The organism is Metasolibacillus sp. FSL K6-0083, from assembly GCF_038630865.1.
Taxonomy (GTDB): domain Bacteria; phylum Bacillota; class Bacilli; order Bacillales_A; family Planococcaceae; genus Metasolibacillus; species Metasolibacillus fluoroglycofenilyticus.
In genome coordinates, this window is record NZ_CP152046.1 from 608,409 (window position 1) to 627,141 (window position 18,733).

The window sequence follows — 18,733 nt, forward strand, 5'->3', positions numbered from 1 at the left end:
TAGAGAGGTGATATTTATGAGTAATAAGTCTATAAAAGAGGTAGAAAAAATAATTTTAGAATCCCTTAATGAACTGGAATCACCTAAGGGATTTGTTGAAATTGCGGTTCGCAAATTATTAAGAGCTGCTAAAATTCTGAATGAGAAGGAAATAGTTGATTGGTGTGATATTCAATTAGGAAATAGTGAACACATCCATGAATTAAAAAAGCTTCTAAGAGCATTTCGAGAAGAAAAATCAAATGTAGAGAAAATCATTCAATCATTGGAAGAAAAAGGTTTGAATATGGATAAACATTTTCCAATAGAAGATTTAGAAATAAAGATTAATGATAGCAGCGGTGGTTATAAAGGAATTGGATTTATAGAAGAAAGATATAATGACTTAGTTCGATTAAAAAATGGTAATGATGGGACCCATTATAAAAATGAACTAAGTAAACATCTTAAGTATGTAGCGAATAAAACATATGAATTTTCCACAACTCTACATAGTAAGGTAGTTCTAACTGAGGCCCCAAAGACTAGTTTTGATGTTCTAAAAGAAGCTGTAGACGATAAATTATTAGATATAAATCCTGAGTTAGCTGAAAAACTAATGGTAGCATTTAAAAGAATATCTAGTGAGAGTAATGAAGAATGGTCACAAGCCTTAACAACTTGTAGACGTTTTATAGAAGAGCTAGCAGACACTCTTTATCCTCCTTCTCCAAAAGAAATTAACGGACGGAAATTAGGTGTAACTCAATATATTAATCGTCTATGGGCATTTATGGATGAGAATATTGCAAGTAGTACAAATAAAGAATTAGCAAAGGCACACGTCGATATATTAGGTGCTTATTTACAAAAAATTCATAAACAAACTAATAAGGGAGTACATTCAGCACTAACGAGAACTGAAGCTGTAAAATCAGTTTTTCACACTTATTTAATGGTTGCCGATATTTTAGAATATTTAGAGTTGGATTTAGAAAAGAAACGAGGCTTAGATATAATGACAGCAACCCTAGACGAACTACAAAGCTTTTTAAATATATCCAAGAATGTTGCTAAAGAGATTGTAAAGTATAGAGCTATTAATAACAGTCTAACTATTAAAGATTTGAAAGAGATAAAAGGTGTTGGGGATAAGACTATAAAAACAGCTATAGAAGTATATGGTGTATTGTGATTTAGGACAATAAAAATAGATTTGTAAATAGAGGTGGATAGGTTACATTTAGTTAGATACTTTTTATAAGGTATAGAGGGCAAATCCCAAGCCGATCAACGAAGAAGAGCTTTACGTGGAACAATGGGCATGATAGCCTCGTTTGGCTAAGTCAGCCTGATTTAGCTCGCTTTCTGACGCAAGGAATCATACCCATAGAGGCTCCATGTTAAGCAACTTATGCGCCCTTGCTGCTTAAAAAAGCCCCTTATAAAAGTTATCCAAAAGTGTTGCCATTCCAAATTTGGTGTTGAAACGCCAGGTAGAGTTAAGAAAAGGAGATTGGCGATATATGTTATTAGTGAAAAATGAAGAATTATGCAATCTTTTATATACTGTTACATACAGTGCATTTGAAAAAATAAATTCTTATATGAGAAATGAAAAGATATATTATCTTCCAAGATATTATAAATGGCCTAAAAGATCTCTAAATTTCAACAATGGCCTGCCTTCTTTTTCAGAGGACTCGTATTCAGAAGAACGTCCAGTAAAATATAAGGATTTCTTTGCCCGTTGGCAAGGAAATCCTAGAATTGAGATTACAGATTTGAATGGATACAAGGAATACGAAAAATATGCAATGGAAAATCAGTATTTTAAAGAAAAGTATCTCTTGACCCCTAACGGAGAAGATAACAGTTTGTTTAGTATTAGCATTAAGTCGATAGTAGAATCATTAGTAGAACGTTACTTTCACATGTACGATTGCAATGAAAACTTTGATTTTGATAAATTTAAAAAGATATACATTCCTATAGAAAATTCAATATTTAATGAGATACTACATATTGAAATAGTGGTACCTTTATTGTTTGTAAAATTTGACTTTGAATCATTAGAAATAGATGAGAATACATATATTGAACAAATGGATGAAGTTATGCAATTATCTAGAACACGTATATCTAACTATGCTGTTCCAGTAAATGAAACAGTAATTAACGCAACTACACATGCACTAGTGTTAAAAAACTACAGTTTTAAAAATACCTCGAAGTGGGGCGTAAGTGAATTATTAAGTCAGAAAAATGCGTATCCGTTAGATATTATTGACACTTTTATTAATTGTTTAAGAATATCGTTAGGGTTAGAAACAGGATATGGACAATTAATTTCAAGACCATACGATTGGTGTAATTCGTATGATGCTAACTTAAGACCAATTTATGGGACATTAATTAGGGCGTTTCCATCGAAGTTTGATAGGTTTTATTGGCTTAATACAGAAATTCCTACGGTTACAATAGAACAAATGCAAAGTGTTGGGGATATGTTCTTAAAAATCCAAAAAGAACCAAATCCAAAAATGATAATTGCCACTCAAAGGCTCAAGTATTGCTATTTGAGAGATAATGAACAAGATGCAATTATCGACGCAATGATTGCACTTGAAACACTGTTATCTGATGGTGAAAAATCAGAATTGAATCATAAGCTTGCTCTAAGAATGGCAGCTTTGTTACCACTTTCAAAAGAGGTAACTCAAACACCTATAGAGATTTTTACAACTGTTAAAAAAATATACGATTATCGATCAGCTATAGTACATGGGAATCCTAAAGCTAATAATAAAAGAGAGATAAAGTTTGAAGGAGTGGAGCCTATTCCAGCTGTTGAGCGGGCAATTGAATACCTTAGATTAGCTATCTCTATAATGATTGAAAACCCCCAATATTTAAAAGCTAATAAAATAGATGAAGAACTATTATTAAAATCATTCCAATAAATACAACTAATTGTGAAAAATAAAAAGTAAGCCCGCAATCAAATAACGCATATAAAACACCAGGCAGCTTCAACAGATGTATCTCAAATAATATAAGTGAGTTTTTAGCTACTATAAAAGAGTTCAATACTGCAGTTAATTTAAATCTAAACCTAAACCTGTTCATAGTTAAATGAGCAGGTTTAGGTTTAGCTATTTTATACATAAGTTAAGACAAGAAAGTCTTGTCCAAAATGAGGGGATATTTACGAGAAAATAAAAAGACAAGAACTTCTTGTCCAAAAAGACAGGGAAGTCTTGTCCATGTACAGAAGTGTACATTTATAAGAAGAGAAAAAGTAGCTTAATCTTGTGCAAGTATCAAATCAGTTTTTAGTTTACATAATATAAATTATAGGAAGTTACGTGTCAGTATAAAGTATACTTTGAATATTGAGATGAAACAAAAAATTTCAATTTTAATTACTAATGTCTTTTAGTGAGCCATTTATTTTATAGCTGCTACCTAAAGAAGTTTTTAATCGCATCCATCCGTATTTTGCTGTAGCATTCATCGCAGCGAAAAATGCTATGCGTTCTTTCTTTTAACTGTCGAAACCTTAATGAATCTTCATATACTTTGAATTTATTTTTACAGCTAGAGCATGTTATCTCGTAATAAAACATAACGCATCCTCCTACGTTCCACATTTTTTGATTGTATTATAGGCACTCCTACCTTTATTTTAGTCTACTCAAACAAATAAATCGAATAGCTTCTTTTTTCCTAAAAAATAAAAATTTTTTCATAGCAAATTTTTATCATTTTCATTGGTGTTATATAACAAATGTAATTTCAGTTCTGCTTTCGACCTTTAGCATAACGAAATATTATTTTGTGCTTTATGTATAAATTTTCTGCGCTTAAATAAATAATATTGTCTTTATTATAGCATTATAAAATATTTTTAAAGATTTACTCATTTGTGTTTTAGTCTATAAACCTTGATAATTCTATGGTTATTTCAATTACTTTAATTTCTGAATATTAGAAAAATGGTATTGCAAACAAAATAAATTTCTCCTAAAATAACTTCTAACATGAATTTGGCTTATGCCAGCTTAGTGAAATTAAAAATTAGGGGGATATTTATGAGCACTGTTTTAGCAACAAAAAGTAACAAAAGCAATGAGATTAACTATGAGAAAATTAATCAAATGGAGTCCTTTAACACGTTTGTGAAGAAAAAGAATAAGCTGTTATTCACGATTACTGCAGTATTTTTAACAATTTATATCTTTTTACCGATATTAGCCTTCACTACTGTTCTACAACAGAATGCGGTTGGCTCAATTACTTGGGTATGGGTATACTCTGCTGCCCTCTTTATTATGACTGTTGTGCTATGCACGGTTTATGGAAAAATCGCTGCAAAGTTTGATCGTCAAGCACAGGCAGTATTAGCTGAATATAAAGGAGGAAAATAATCATGAATTTAGTATCAACCGGCTTTTTTCTTGGGATTGTTGGATTAACATTAATTATTACGTATATTGCGGCGAAAAGAACTTCCTCTGCTAGTGATTTTTATACGGCTGGTGGCGGTCTAACTGGCTGGCAAAATGGCTTTGCAATTGCAGGTGACTATTTATCCGCTGCAGCGTTTTTAGGCGTATCTGGTGCGATTGCTTTAACTGGCTTTGATGGCTTCTTCTTTTCTGTTGGTTATGTTGTGGCAAATCTAGTATTGCTATATGTCATCGCAGAGCCAATGCGTAATTTAGGACGCTATACATTAGCAGATATGCTTACAGCCCGCTTTAATGAAAAACGGGTGCGTGGAGTTGCAGCAACGGGAACGATTATTATCGTTATTTTCTATATGATTGCCCAGCTTGTAGGTGCTGGTGCATTAATCAAGCTATTATTTGGTATCGAATATTGGATTGCTGTGTTAATTGTTGGTGTGATGATGACAACATACGTATTGTTTGGTGGCATGACGGCAACAAGCTGGGTGCAAATTATTAAAGCTGGCTTATTGCTATTCGGTACTGCCCTTCTTGCAATTTTAGTATTCTATAAGTTTGATTTTAATCTAGTAAAAATGTTTGATACGATTGCACAGGATCATGGGAAGGAATATTTAGTGCCAGGTATAAAATATACATCAACAATTGATTCTGTATCGATGATGATGGCCCTTGTATTAGGAACATCTGGCTTACCGCATATTTTAATGCGCTTCTTTACAGTAAAAGATGCAAGAACAGCAAGAACTTCTATTTCATTTGCTACTTGGATTACAGCGATTTTCTTCTCGCTGACAATTTTCTTAGGCTTTGGTGCGATGCATTTTGTCGGTTTTGACGCAATTAAGGCTGCTAGCGCTGCTGGAAATACGGCTGCTCCGCTACTTGCAGAGTTTTTAGGTGGCAATATTTTATTATCATTTATTAGTGCTGTAGCATTTGCTACAATTTTAGCGGTTGTATCAGGGCTAGTATTAACAGGTGCTTCAGCTATTTCACACGATATTTATGGTGAAATTATTAAAGATGGTAAGCTAACAGAAAAGCAACAAGTCATTGCAGCTCGCCTTGGTTCTATTTCAATCGCAATTGTTTCAATTATTCTAGCGCTGTTCGCGCAAAGCTTGAATGTTTCCTTCTTAGTGTCATTTGCCTTCTGCATTGGTGCTTCGGCAAATTTACCTGTGATTTTGTACACAATTTACTGGAAGAAGTTTAATTCTACAGGTGCAGTAGCATCCATTGTAACAGGTTTGGTTTCTTGCTTAATACTTGGTGCATTAGGTCCGAATGTTTGGAGCGAGGCAGGTACGGCGATTTTTGTTGGGAAACCTTTAGTTAATTTAGCTGTACCAGCTATTATTACGATTCCATTAGGTTTTCTTGCGGGTTATTTAGGGACAATTTTATCAACGACTAAGCAAAAACAGAAAGAGTCAGAAATTATTTTCAAGGAAATACGAGTTAAGGCAAATACAGGAATATCTGTGTCAGATGTGACACATTAATTTGTCAAGTCATCTTTTTTTATTAAAAGATGACTTGTTGTTTTTTTAGTATATAAATTGACAAAAAAACTTATTAGACTATATTAATTTTAGGTAAATCGCTTTCGAAAATCACCTTTTTAAAAGGGTTAAAAATCGGTCGAAAACACAAAAATATTCTCTTTTACGAAAAGATATTGTTTGTCAAGTTCTATATTAACCTTGATATATCAACATTTTTAAAATAATGTCTTCCTCGGAAATTCATTTTTTTCTCCCCTCACTTTATAAATTTTCTCGCTCAAGTTATTTTTCTAAAAATTTTTTTCACATAATTTTTTCAAAAACTATTGCAATTTTGTGAACGGTAAAATAGAATGAAAATTGTAAATTCTTGATAGAGAAATTTACATACAATAAGCAGTAATTTTAGACGAAATTGGGGGGATAAGATTTATGGGAAATCAACAAAAGCACATTGACTATGACAAAATTGCGCAACTTGACTCTTTTAAACAACTAGTAAAGAAAAAGAATTCATTCGTATGGACATTAGCAGTCATTTTCTTAATTGCGTATATGACATTACCAGTGCTAACTTCGTACACAAAAATCTTACACGCAAAAGCGATTGGAGACATTACATGGGTATGGGTATACTCAGCAGGCCTCTTCATTATGACATGGGGTCTAGCACACTTATATATCTCTAAAGCATCGAAATTTGATAAAGATGCGAAGGCAATCATTGAGGAATATGAAAGGGGGAATAGCTGATGGAGGGTATGAGCTTAACGGCCATTTCGTTTTTCGTAGGTATTGTAGGTTTAACATTAGTTATTACTTGGTGGGCTTCAAAACGTACTTCTTCAGCAAGTGATTTCTATACAGCTGGTGGAGGTTTAACAGGCTGGCAAAATGGACTAGCTATTGCTGGTGACTATTTATCGGCTGCATCATTCTTAGGAATTGCTGGGTCAGTTGCCCTTTTCGGCTTTGACGGCTTCTTCTTCTCTCTAGGCTATTTAGTTGCTTACTTAGTAGTACTTTATATCGTGGCAGAGCCTTTACGTAACTTAGGTCGATTCACATTAGCTGATATGATTACAGCTCGTTTCAATCAATCAAAAGTTCGTGGAACGGCTGCACTAAGTACAATTACAATTGTATTATTCTATATGATTGCACAGCTTGTTGGTGCAGGGGCGCTTATTCAATTATTACTTGGTATTGATTACTGGGTAGCAGTTCTTTTAGTAGGTTTCATGATGACAATCTACGTATTATTCGGTGGTATGACAGCAACAAGCTGGGTACAAATTATTAAAGCTTGTTTATTAATGCTTGGTACAGTAATTATTTCATTCTTAGTATTAGCGAAATTCGATTTCAGTATTGCTAAAATGTTCTCAGATATGGCTACTGCTACAGAGCATGGCGAAGCATACTTAAATCCAGGTTTACGTTACACAGATGGTCTTGATACTATTTCTATGATGATTGCGTTAGTATTAGGTACAGCAGGTCTTCCTCATATTTTAATGCGTTTCTTCACAGTAAAAGATGCTCAAACAGCACGTTCTTCAGTAATTTGGGCTACTTGGATTGTTGGACTTTTCTATGTTTTAACAATTTTCTTAGGATTCGGTGCGGCAGCATTCGTAGGTAAAGAGAAAATCGTTGCAGCAAACGCAGCAGGTAATATGGCTGCTCCACTTCTTGCGGAAGCATTAGGTGGCGATATTTTATTCTCATTTGTCTGCGCGGTAGCATTCGCGACAATTTTAGCGGTAGTTGCTGGTTTAGTACTTTCAGGTGCATCTGCCCTGTCACATGATATTTATGGTCAAATTATTAAAAAAGGTAAAATTACTGAAAAAGAGCAAGTTCTTGCTGCTCGTATCGGTTCGATTACAATTTCTATCGTATCAATTGTTTTAGCTTTAGGTGCACAAACATTAAACGTAGCATTCTTAGTATCGTTAGCGTTCTGTATTGCAGCTTCTGCAAACTTACCAGTAATTATTTACACAATTTATTGGAAACGCTTTAATACGACAGGTGCGGTTACAGCGATGTTAACAGGTTTAATTTCTGCACTTGTATTAGTAGCTGTATCACCAAACGTTTGGGGTCCAGAAGGTAAAGCTATTTTTGTAGGTGAACCATTAATTATGTTATCAAACCCTGCATTAATTTCTGTTCCATTAGGCTTCATCGGCGGTTGGATTGGTACACTTCTATCGAAAGAAAAAGCAGACGAAGCGAAATACCGCGAAGTTGATGTAAAAGCAAACACTGGTATTTCTGTGCAGGATGTTTCTCACTAAAAACAATGAAGTTGTCTGAAAAGCATGCGAAAACGCCGCTTTTCAGGCAGTTTTTTTGTTTTATTAAATTGCTGAAATTAGTGGTATACTATTTGAAAATGGCTTTTAGTAGCTTTTTGCCAAATTAATATAAAAAATGAAATAAGCTAGCCCATTACACATTTTTAATATTTGGTGCTGTTCCCTATCAAATTTTTATTTAAGGTGATAATCAATTACGTCGAGGTGTAATTGCGTCCGATTTTTCAAAATCTGTGACACCCGCTGAAAGAAGTTAAATGAGGTGATAACATGACACAATCAAAAGCGAGAAAGAAGCGCTTAGCAAAGCAGCGTGCAGGTGCTGCCGATGTGACGAAGCAGCGTGGCATTACCGCCTTCTCCACGCATGAACGCAAAACAAAAACAAGGCAAGAAACAATTGATCAATCTTATAAAAAATATAAAAACCATTTCCATGAGTAATCTCTAGGAAATGGTTTTCTTCTTTTGTATAGCGAGTATCGCAATTGTGCCTAAAATGAAAAATGTTCCTAACCAATCAATCCAGCCAAATGCAACACCTAAAAATAGCACAGATGTTACTGCTGCTGATAGTGGTTCTGCACAAGCAAGTAGGCTTGTTTCTGTAGGTGTTAAATATTTCATGCTTTCTAAATAGCTATAAAAAGCTATGACGGTTCCACATACAATAACAAATAATAGAGCAAAAGGTGCTGAGAATTGCCATTCCCCTTCAAAATGCCAAGGTGGATGAACGAAGCTAAATGCAATGCCACCAATAATCATCCCCCACCCTACTACGAGCATAGAGCCCCAACGACGCAATACTTGAATTGGCTGAATCGTATAAAACGCTAGGCCAAATGCAGATAATATTCCCCAAATAAATGCGTCCTTAGAAATAGATAAAGAATGAATATTGCCATGTGTAACGAGCAAAAATGTACCGAATAATGCAAGACCGACAGCTAAAAGCTCCTTTACTGTCGGAAGGCGTTTTGCCAGAGCGATGAAATAGGCTGTGACAATTGCTGGACCCAAATATTGTAACACTGTGGCAGTTGCTGCATTTCCATAATTAATGGCTGCTAAATATGTATACTGCACACCAATCATACCTATAACACCGAAAATAATTAATGCAAGAATATCTGCTTTTTGCCGCCAAATATGAAAAATACGAGTTCCTTGCTGGCGATAAGCTACCGTTAATAAAATAATACCTCCACATAGTAAACGTATTGTTGTAAGCCATTCTGTACTCATATGTAGCGTTTGGAATAAATACTGAGATACAGTTCCAGAAATGCCCCAAAATAATGCGGCGAGGAGAACAAGTGCAATTCCCTTCCCGCGGTTTTCTAATGCCATAATGCCATTTCTCCTCTAACGATTTTACATGTATTATAAGTATAAGCTTTTTACTGTGCTTTACATAGCCATTTCAATCTTTTTATTACGAATCACAATAAGGAAATAAGAGCTTAATAGTAAGCTAAATACACCAAATGTAATCCCCATCCACTGAAGGCCAATTAAATCAAGTAGCGCCCCTGTTGACAGCAAGACAACCTGAAATAGCACTTGGTCAATCATATTACGGAAGGAGAAGAAACGGCCGTGATAATCTTTTGGCACTTGTCGTTGAAAAATAGTCATCGTTGTTGGGAAGAAGCACCCTACTGTAAAGCCGAATAAAGCAAATGTTAATAAAGCAAATAGTTTTATATCAGATAAAAATAGCATAAGCTCCATAAGTCCGATTATAAAAACTGAAAGAAATAAAATTGTGCCAGTTTTCGCGATTTTTGTTAAATGTTTAATAAATACAGCACCTAGCATGAAAGCTGTGCCTTCCACTGCATAAATCATTCCTGACAAACTTTGCGACTGGTGTATTTCTGTAATTTTCATAATGACCAAATTAAAGGAGCCTAAAAATAATATCGGAATAACCATTAATACAAGTGTCATTAACACAACTGGATGTTCCTTTAGCATCGGGTATACTTCTTTAAAGCTACCCTTGCTCTTGTCTTTCGCCTGTAAGGCTTTGTTCTGTTCCTGTAAATCAAATGTAAACGTAATAGCCAGCATAACTACATACATAACCATTGAGGCGATATACAGCCATTTAACGTCTAAATAGCTTAACATTAAACCAGCAGCGGCCGTTCCTATAATTCTTGATATTGTGCGTGCATTCATATGCCAGCCGTTTAAGGTAATTAAATCTTTATCCTTAACTATCATCGGTATCACGGCTTGTAATGCCGGCATATAAAATGCCGCTGCCAATTGCAAGCTAATTAAAAAGAACAGCATCCATATGACCGAGTTTGTAGCAAGTGCAATAAACATAAATATAACAGCGACAACTCGTCCTGCACTCGCAATAATTAATACTTTCTTTTTGCTAGTTGAATCAATAAGACGACCTGCTAATGGACCAACTGCAACGCCAGCAATCATACCGATTGCTAATATGAGCGATTTATGAAAATCAGAGGGCACTGTGTCCTGCATAAATGCTAAGTTGCCGATAATTCCTGCCCAAAGGCCTAAGCCTACGACAAACTCGCCAATTAGCACAATCCATACATTTTTATTTTTCCACATTTATTATCGTCCTTTCCACAATATAACGAAAACCGAAATAAATTGAATGATATAGCAATCTAGGGGAAAAGTCAATAGAGTTTACGAGAGGGGCAAAGCGTCAAGTTTTCTTAAAGTAATGACAGTTTAAAAAGGAAATAGCTTGTCCTAAAGTAAGAAAATAACTTTACGCTTACTTTATTTTAAATTCAAGAGTAAGTTACTAAATCTAGTGTTATCAAATTTTAAAGAAACTCCTTCCTATTTTACCGAGGTATTTCTTTGATAAAACATCATTGAAAATGTCTTGAAAGCAGGGCATTGCCCTGCTTTTGGTTTTACACGCTGAAAAAATTTGAATCAAGATAAAACCACCACCGCATTCGTTTGCGATGATGGTTTTTTAACAAGGGACTAAGACGTCCCCATTCACTTTATTACGCCTCTTTTTTTATGATTGTCGCTCTTACTAAAGCCCCGTCGCCTACTGTGTCAATTCTTAATGACCCATTTGAGTAACGATCCGCTCGCGATAAGCTTGCTACTTGAATTGTTTCTTGGACGCCGCGTTCCGTTTCAAGCAATATCTCGTCCTGTGAAGTGACAGGCAAGACAGCATAAATACGATGTGGATTTGCTTTTAGCTCTTTTAAAATAACAACGCCACGCTTTGCACGATTGCCAATTTCTACTTCGTGAATGGCCATGCGCTTTATTGCGCCACGCTGTGTCACGATGACGAGCTCTTGATTCCCTTCCAGTAAATTTGCAGCCGCTAAGCATTCTCCATCCTTCAATACAATCCCTTTTACACCGCCCGTTCTCACACCAGTAATCGGCAGCTCTTCCGCAGCAAAGCGAATTGTGTAGCTCGTATTGCTCGTTAATAAAATTTCCTGCCCAGGCTTTTGAAGCGATGCGTAAATCATTTCATCACCGTTTTTTAAGTTCATCGTTTTTACAGGCTTTGAATAACGTGTGACAACATAATCAGCAAGTGCTGAACGCTTAATTTGTCCGTCTTTTGTAGCTGTAAATACATATACATCTTCTTGTTGGAATGACTCGATACCAATTACTTCAATAATAAATTCCTCTGCATCAAGCGGTACAATGCTTGAAATATGCTGACCGAGGTCCTTCCAACGAATGTCTGGCAGCTCATGTATCGGCTGATAAATATAGTTCCCCTTATTCGTGAACAACAATAAATGGTGCTGTGTATTTAAAATTTCTTCATACAATAAATAATCGGATTCCTTCATTGCGAAATCCTGACCATTGGATGCACTGTGTGAGCGAAGGCTTGTACGCTTGATATAACCATCCTTCGTTACAGTTACGACCACTTCCTCACTTGGGACAAGCACATCCAAAGTTAACTTGATTTCCTCAATTTCTGCTTGGATAACAGAGCGACGTGGCTCTGCAAAGCGTTTACGTACATCAAGTAGCTCATTTTTAATAACGCGTGCTAGCTTTTTATCATCATTTAAAATATCTGTCAGTTTTTCAATAAGCTGTGTTAACTCTTCTTGCTCTGCTCGTAACTCGGTAATATCTGTGTTCGTTAAACGATATAGCTGTAAGCTAACGATTGCTTCTGATTGTATCTCAGTGAAATTGAATTTTTGCTGTAAATTCATTTTTGCGTCACGCTTATCTGCTGAAGAACGAATAGTTTGAATGACTTCATCTAAAATTGACAACGCCTTCATTAAGCCTTCCACAATATGTAGGCGGTCTTTCGCTTTTTCCAAATCAAAGGCTGTACGTTTACTCACAATTTCCTTTTGATGGGTAATATAGGCATCAAGCATAAGCGGTAGCGTCATTAATGTTGGACGTCTGTTATGGATAGCAATCATATTAAAGCTATACGTAATTTGTAAATCCGTTGATTTTAATAAATAGTTTAAAATGCCTTGTGCTTGCACATCTTTTTTCATTTCGATAACGATGCGCAAACCATTGCGGTCTGATTCGTCGCGTACATCGGCAATGCCCTCTAAACGCTTATCAGAACGCTGCTCATCTATTTTTTTTATTAAGTTTGCTTTATTGACATCGTATGGAAGCTCGGTAATAACAATTTGCTCTTTGTTTCCCTTAATTGCCTCTATTTCAGAAGCTGCCCGAATAATAATTTTACCTTTACCTGTTTCATATGCCTTTTTTATACCATCTACACCTTGAATAATGCCACCTGTTGGGAAATCAGGTCCTTTTATAACCGTCATTAAATCATCTATTGTACATTCAGGCTTGTCTAAGCGCATTAAAACCGCATCAAGCGACTCCTGCAAGTTATGCGGTGGAATATCGGTTGCGTAACCTGCTGAAATCCCTGTAGAGCCATTTACGAGCAAGTTTGGGAAGCGCGCTGGTAAAACAGTCGGCTCCATGTCTTGATCATCAAAATTCGGGACGAAATCTACTGTACGTTTACCAATATCACGCAGCATTTCAGCCGCCACCTTTGATAAACGTGCCTCTGTATAACGCATCGCAGCAGCAGGGTCACCATCAACAGAGCCGTTATTTCCATGCATTTCAATGAGCATATGGCGAGCTTTCCAATCTTGACTCATACGAACCATTGCATCATAAACAGAGGAATCCCCATGCGGATGGAAGTTACCAATTACATTCCCGACCGTTTTTGCTGATTTTCGGAATGGTTTATCATGTGTATTGCCTTCATTAAACATTGCATATAAAATACGGCGCTGTACAGGTTTCAACCCGTCGCGTGCATCAGGTAATGCGCGGTCTTGAATGATATATTTTGAATAGCGACCAAAGCGGTCTCCCATTACTTCTTCTAAAGGTAAATCTTGAAATCTTTCTGTTGTCATTAATTAGTCCCCCTCTTGATGGATGAATTCATTTTCTAAAATATTTACCTCATCCTCCATCCCGAAGTCGACATGTGTTTCAATCCATTTACGACGAGGCTCTACTTTATCACCCATCAATGTTGTCACACGACGCTCAGCACGTGCTCCGTCCTCTATTGTTACGCGAATTAATGTGCGCGTTTCTGGATTCATTGTTGTATCCCAAAGTTGGTCCGCGTTCATTTCTCCTAGCCCTTTATAACGTTGAATAATATAACCCTTACCTACTTTTTTTATGGCAGCATCCAATTCATTTTCTGTCCAAGCGTACTCAATTACTTCTTTTTTGCCCGCCCCTCTTGAAACTTTATAAAGCGGTGGTAATGCAATATATACTTTTCCTGCCTCTACAAGTGGCTTCATATAACGATAGAAAAATGTTAATAACAGTACTTGAATATGTGCACCATCTGTATCAGCATCCGTCATAATAACAACTTTATCATATGCTGCATCCTCTACAGAGAAATCAGCACCAACACCTGCACCAATCGCATGAATAATCGTAGCGATTTCCTCATTTTTCATAATGTCCTGAAGCTTCGCCTTTTCTGTATTAATCACTTTCCCTCTAAGTGGTAAAATGGCTTGGAAGGAGCGATCGCGTCCTTGCTTTGCTGAGCCACCTGCCGAGTCACCTTCGACTAAATAAAGCTCATTTCTCGCCGCGTTACGTGACTGTGCAGGTGTTAATTTACCTGATAAAAGCGTGCTGCCCTTTTTGCTTTTTTTGCCGTTTCTTGCATCTTCACGCGCTTTTCTTGCTGCCTCTCGCACCTGCTGCGCACGAATCGCTTTACGCACGAGCGATGCTGACAATTCAGCATTTTCCTCTAGTACATAAAGAAGCTGCTCTGATACAACAGCATCCACTGCAGAGCGCGCTTCACTTGTACCAAGCTTGCCTTTCGTTTGCCCCTCGAATTGCAACAAGTGCTCGGGAATACGAACGGAAACAATTGCTGTCAAGCCTTCTCGAACATCTGCACCATCTAGGTTTTTATCCTTTTCCTTTAATAAACCGATTTTTCGTGCATAATCATTAAAAACTCTTGTCATTGCTGCCTTTGCCCCAGTTTCGTGCGTCCCACCATCACGTGTACGCACATTATTAACGAAGGATAGGACTGTTTCCGAATAACCGTCATTAAATTGCAGAGCAAACTCAACCTCGATTTCTTGCTGCATGCCCTCCACATATTTAACAGGATGCAAAACATCTTTTTCCTCGTTTAGGTAAGCAACAAATGCTTCTATACCGTTTTCATAATGAAATACTTCGTGCTGTCCTTCTGGGCGTTCATCGATTAATTCAATTTTCAAATTTTTTAATAAAAAAGCGGATTCACGTAAACGCTCAGCTAACGTATCGTAATTAAATTTCGTCACAGAAAAAATCGTTGCATCTGGTAAGAAATGAACGAGTGTCCCTGTTTCTTTTGATTTTCCGATAATCTCAAGGGATGTGACTGGCTTGCCACCATTTTCAAAGCGTTGACGATACACTTGCCCATCTCGATGAATCGTCACCTCTAAAAAGCTGCTTAACGCATTCACAACAGATGAACCTACGCCATGTAAGCCACCGCTTGTTTTATAGCCACCTTGTCCAAATTTTCCACCGGCATGTAAAACAGTGAAAATAATTTCCGATGTTGGTTTCCCCATTTTATGCATACCTGTTGGCATACCTCGCCCAAAGTCACGCACGCTAATACTGTTATCCTCGTGTATTCTCACGATAATGTGTGCACCAAAGCCTGCGAGCGCTTCGTCCACCGCATTATCCACTATTTCATAAACTAAGTGATGAAGCCCACGTCCGTCTGTTGAACCGATATACATACCTGGTCGTTTACGAACTGCATCTAAGCCCTCTAACACTTGAATCGCATCATCATTATATGCGATTGGTTGTTCCTTCACCAAACAAATACCCCCTAAAACAAACATACGTTCTTTTCTTTTATCGTACAAAGAATAAGTTTAGCTGTCAAGGCGCTAAACCTCTACACAGATAGTCATTGTACCATTTAAGCAAGCTATTTTTCAATGAATGCTTTATTTCAGAGCCTATATCTTCAGGATAATCTCAGCTTTTATATTAAATATTTGCTAAAAAAATCTGAACCTGTCTCTTTGCTTTCGTTACAAATAAGGCTTGCTTCTCCGGCGGTTACAATAAAGTGAAACTTCATTCAGTGGACGCTCTTTCCCACTGAAAGTTAGTTGAACCATTCGGGCTTTTACGGGCAGTTGGTCTCCCACTTATCCTTTGCCCAATTTTACTAAAGTCTTGAAGTAGGAGGCTTACTGACCCTTAATGCGGGATAAATGGTCACTATCCACATTTCAATAGGTATGTCTCAAAAACGTTTTTGACACGCCTATTCTTGCAAAAACAAAAAAAATCGTCAATCTACTATTCAATTGCTAGGCAATCAGTGTATAATCATTATTACAACATATTAGTACCAACTATCAATTTTGAAAGGAGCACATGTATGTCAACTGCCATTATATTGATTTGTGCTTATTTAATTGGCTCCATCCCTTCGGCATTATGGATTGGTAAGCTTTTTTATAATACAGATATTAGAAAGCAAGGAAGCGGAAATTTAGGTGCAACGAATACTTTTCGTGTTCTCGGTAAAAAAGCAGGCTTAATCGTGACAATTATTGATGTTTTAAAAGGCACAGCTGCTGTTCTATTACCTTTATTGCCATTTTTCCAAGACGTGCAAATTCACATATTAATTTTAGGTGTTGCTGCTGTACTAGGTCATATCTTCCCTATTTTTGCGCGTTTCCGTGGTGGCAAAGCCGTAGCAACTTCTGCAGGTGTTGTGCTAGGCTATGCATGGCCATTATTTTTACTACTTTTTGTCGTATTTTTCATTACGCTAAAGCTTACAAAAATGGTCAGCCTCACATCTATGATTGTTGCACTCATCGCCCTTATTTATAGCATAGTTTACCTAGTATTAACAGGTGATTTTGCCTTATTTATTTTAATTGCCATTTTATTTACGTTTATCGTTTATCGTCACAGAGAAAATATTAAACGGATTAAGGCAGGTACAGAGCCGAAAGTGAAATGGATTTAAACTACAATAGAGTTGTCTGAAAGCGGAATAACATGTTGCTTTCAGACAATTTTTGTTTTTAAAACGAACGAGTAAAATATTGTGCTAAAGATGCCTTAGTCCACTTCTCATGCATGTAATTAATCTTCGCTTGCAATGACTCTCAAAGCAATTTCCTGTTACTACCCTGTGAAATCCGCTAAAATATAAGTATAAATGTATGTCGGAGGCTATTGTCATGAAAATAGTATTAACAGATGCAGCGATTAATTGGTTTCAAAAAGAAATGGAAGTACAACAAGGAGATTATGTACGATTTTATGCAAGATACGGTGGTTCTTCCCCTTTTCATGAAGGCTTTTCACTCGGTATGAACCGCGAATTCCCTCATGAAATTGGCGTAGACACAGTTGTTGAAGGTGTTCATTATTATATCGAACGCAATGATGAATGGTTTTTCAATGAGCATGATTTATATGTAAGTGTGGATGAACAGCTCGATGAATTAGCTTATGAGTATAAAAAAGCCTAAATCAAGATAAATAGCGATGGAATCTGTCTGAAAATTCATTTTGAGACAGCTCCATCGCTTTGTTGATTACATTATGTGCAAGAATATAAATGCTAAATTAAATTACGTCCTCTAGCATTCAACTAGCTTGTTAAATATGATATTCGATTTCTTCCTCAACAAAATCCCATTTATATGGTGTTTCTTGGTATACGTAATAGTTCAGCCAATTGTAGAACAATAAATGTGAATGTGCACGCCACGTGTTTTTCGGCGCTTTAGCAGGGTCATCATTTGGGAAGTAATTAATCGGTACTTCTACATTATCTCCCTTTGCCACATCTCGCTCATACTCATCTGCAAGCGTTGTCGCGTCATATTCTAAATGGCCTGTAATCATAATTTGCTTGTTGTCTTTAGACTGTACAATGAAGACACCAGCATCATCTGAATAGCTAAGTAAGCGTAAATCTGGATGCGCGCGAACTTCCTCTATCGATACCGATGTATGTCTTGAATGTGGTGCTACGTATTCGTCACTAAAGCCACGCACTAAATCGACAGTTAAATCTGTAATGACGTGCGAATAGACACCAGAGCATTTTTTTGGTAACTCGAATTTTCCAATGCCATAATGATGGTAGAGGGCAGCCTGAGCGCCCCAACATATATTCATAATCGATGTGACGTTTAATTTTGCCCATTCCATAATATCCGTTATTTCTTTCCAATAAATAACGTCCTCAAACTCCATTCGTTCAATTGGTGCGCCTGTAATTATCATCCCATCAAATCGGCGGTGTTTGATTTCGTTAAATGTCGTATAAAACGATTGCAAATGCGATTTTGAAACATTTTTTGACTCATATGTCGCTGTATTTAAAAATGTCACATTCACTTGTAATGGTGTATTTCCTAACAAACGTAATAATTGCAACTCCGTTTTCTCTTTTTCTGGCATTAGGTTACAAACTAAAATATTTAACGGACGGATTTGCTGTGTTCTCGCACGGTCCTCCTCCATTACGAAAATTTTCTCTTGTCTTAATAGCTCGCCTGCTGGCAATTGCTTCGGAATATTAATTGGCACTTCGCTTCCCCCATTTCTTGAATTAACAAATCAATTATCTTTTGAAGCATGGTTGAATCAGCTAGAGAAGGCAATGCAAAAACCCTCTCATTCCAGTAAAGAGAATGAGAGGGTTTTCGTAATCAAATCCGTTCACTCTTATCTCTCGGGGACAATCCCCGCTGGAATTAGCACCTTTCTAATAAATATTAGAGGTTGCTGAAGCGTCAACGGGCCATATCCCTCGGCTTCTCTTGATAAGATTTATTAATTTTCATATATTGTAGCATGTGTG

Annotated in this window: 15 protein-coding genes and 1 riboswitch; of the genes, 9 read left to right on the top strand and 6 right to left on the bottom strand. The window is 36.5% G+C overall.

Features of this window, described 5'->3' with window-relative positions:
* Positions 1–16: 16 nt before the first annotated feature.
* Together MHB51_RS02775 and MHB51_RS02780 are read left to right on the top strand one after the other, a co-directional pair.
* Positions 17–1,174 carry a helix-hairpin-helix domain-containing protein gene (locus MHB51_RS02775; protein ID WP_342558932.1) on the top strand — a complete coding sequence of 386 codons (1,158 nt, stop codon included), beginning with the start codon at positions 17–19 and terminating at the stop codon, positions 1,172–1,174.
* Between the two features lie 331 nt (positions 1,175–1,505).
* The gene (locus MHB51_RS02780) at positions 1,506–2,942 is read left to right on the top strand and encodes a hypothetical protein (protein ID WP_342558933.1); all 1,437 of its coding nucleotides are present in this window, start codon (positions 1,506–1,508) and stop codon (positions 2,940–2,942) included.
* A 501-nt stretch (positions 2,943–3,443) separates the two neighbouring features.
* On the opposite strand, the gene MHB51_RS02785 is transcribed toward MHB51_RS02780, so the two are convergent.
* Positions 3,444–3,608, bottom strand: coding sequence for a DUF2197 domain-containing protein (locus MHB51_RS02785; RefSeq protein WP_082798923.1), 165 nt, complete (start codon positions 3,606–3,608; stop codon positions 3,444–3,446).
* Positions 3,609–4,073: 465 nt separating this feature from the next.
* On the opposite strand from MHB51_RS02785, the gene MHB51_RS02790 reads away from it, so the two are divergent.
* The 5 genes from MHB51_RS02790 (at position 4,074) to MHB51_RS02810 (ending at position 8,736) form a co-directional block, all read left to right on the top strand.
* On the top strand, positions 4,074–4,409 hold the full coding sequence (locus tag MHB51_RS02790; RefSeq protein WP_066163103.1) for a DUF485 domain-containing protein: 336 nt from the start codon (positions 4,074–4,076) through the stop codon (positions 4,407–4,409).
* Positions 4,410–4,411: 2 nt separating this feature from the next.
* Positions 4,412–5,962, top strand: coding sequence for a cation acetate symporter (locus MHB51_RS02795; protein ID WP_066163105.1), 1,551 nt, complete (start codon positions 4,412–4,414; stop codon positions 5,960–5,962).
* A 435-nt stretch (positions 5,963–6,397) separates the two neighbouring features.
* On the top strand, positions 6,398–6,718 hold the full coding sequence (locus MHB51_RS02800) for a DUF485 domain-containing protein (protein ID WP_066163107.1): 321 nt from the start codon (positions 6,398–6,400) through the stop codon (positions 6,716–6,718).
* Between the two features lie 8 nt (positions 6,719–6,726).
* Positions 6,727–8,271, top strand: a complete 1,545-nt coding sequence (locus MHB51_RS02805; protein ID WP_066164416.1) for a cation acetate symporter — start codon at positions 6,727–6,729, stop codon at positions 8,269–8,271.
* A gap of 291 nt (positions 8,272–8,562) precedes the next feature.
* Complete coding sequence (locus MHB51_RS02810; protein WP_342558934.1) at positions 8,563–8,736, top strand: hypothetical protein; 174 nt, start codon at positions 8,563–8,565, stop codon at positions 8,734–8,736.
* A 3-nt stretch (positions 8,737–8,739) separates the two neighbouring features.
* On the opposite strand, the gene MHB51_RS02815 is transcribed toward MHB51_RS02810, so the two are convergent.
* From MHB51_RS02815 to parE, 4 genes are all read right to left on the bottom strand, one after another.
* Positions 8,740–9,645, bottom strand: coding sequence for an EamA family transporter (locus MHB51_RS02815; protein ID WP_342558935.1), 906 nt, complete (start codon positions 9,643–9,645; stop codon positions 8,740–8,742).
* 60 nt (positions 9,646–9,705) lie between these two features.
* Positions 9,706–10,893 (bottom strand): MFS transporter, encoded by a 1,188-nt coding sequence (locus tag MHB51_RS02820; protein WP_066163110.1) that lies wholly within the window; start codon positions 10,891–10,893, stop codon positions 9,706–9,708.
* Between the two features lie 416 nt (positions 10,894–11,309).
* Positions 11,310–13,730, bottom strand: coding sequence for a DNA topoisomerase IV subunit A (gene parC, locus MHB51_RS02825; RefSeq protein ID WP_342558936.1), 2,421 nt, complete (start codon positions 13,728–13,730; stop codon positions 11,310–11,312).
* Between the two features lie 3 nt (positions 13,731–13,733).
* On the bottom strand, positions 13,734–15,725 hold the full coding sequence (parE, locus tag MHB51_RS02830; RefSeq protein WP_066163114.1) for a DNA topoisomerase IV subunit B: 1,992 nt from the start codon (positions 15,723–15,725) through the stop codon (positions 13,734–13,736).
* Between the two features lie 551 nt (positions 15,726–16,276).
* On the opposite strand from parE, the gene plsY reads away from it, so the two are divergent.
* Complete coding sequence (gene plsY / locus MHB51_RS02835) at positions 16,277–16,879, top strand: glycerol-3-phosphate 1-O-acyltransferase PlsY (RefSeq protein ID WP_107942739.1); 603 nt, start codon at positions 16,277–16,279, stop codon at positions 16,877–16,879.
* 217 nt (positions 16,880–17,096) lie between these two features.
* Positions 17,097–17,390, top strand: coding sequence for a hypothetical protein (locus MHB51_RS02840; RefSeq protein ID WP_066163118.1), 294 nt, complete (start codon positions 17,097–17,099; stop codon positions 17,388–17,390).
* Positions 17,391–17,520: 130 nt separating this feature from the next.
* Here MHB51_RS02840 and metA read toward each other — a convergent pair whose 3' ends face one another.
* Positions 17,521–18,459 carry a homoserine O-succinyltransferase gene (gene metA / locus MHB51_RS02845; RefSeq protein WP_066163119.1) on the bottom strand — a complete coding sequence of 313 codons (939 nt, stop codon included), beginning with the start codon at positions 18,457–18,459 and terminating at the stop codon, positions 17,521–17,523.
* 135 nt (positions 18,460–18,594) lie between these two features.
* A riboswitch (SAM riboswitch) is annotated at positions 18,595–18,702 on the bottom strand.
* Positions 18,703–18,733: the final 31 nt, after the last annotated feature.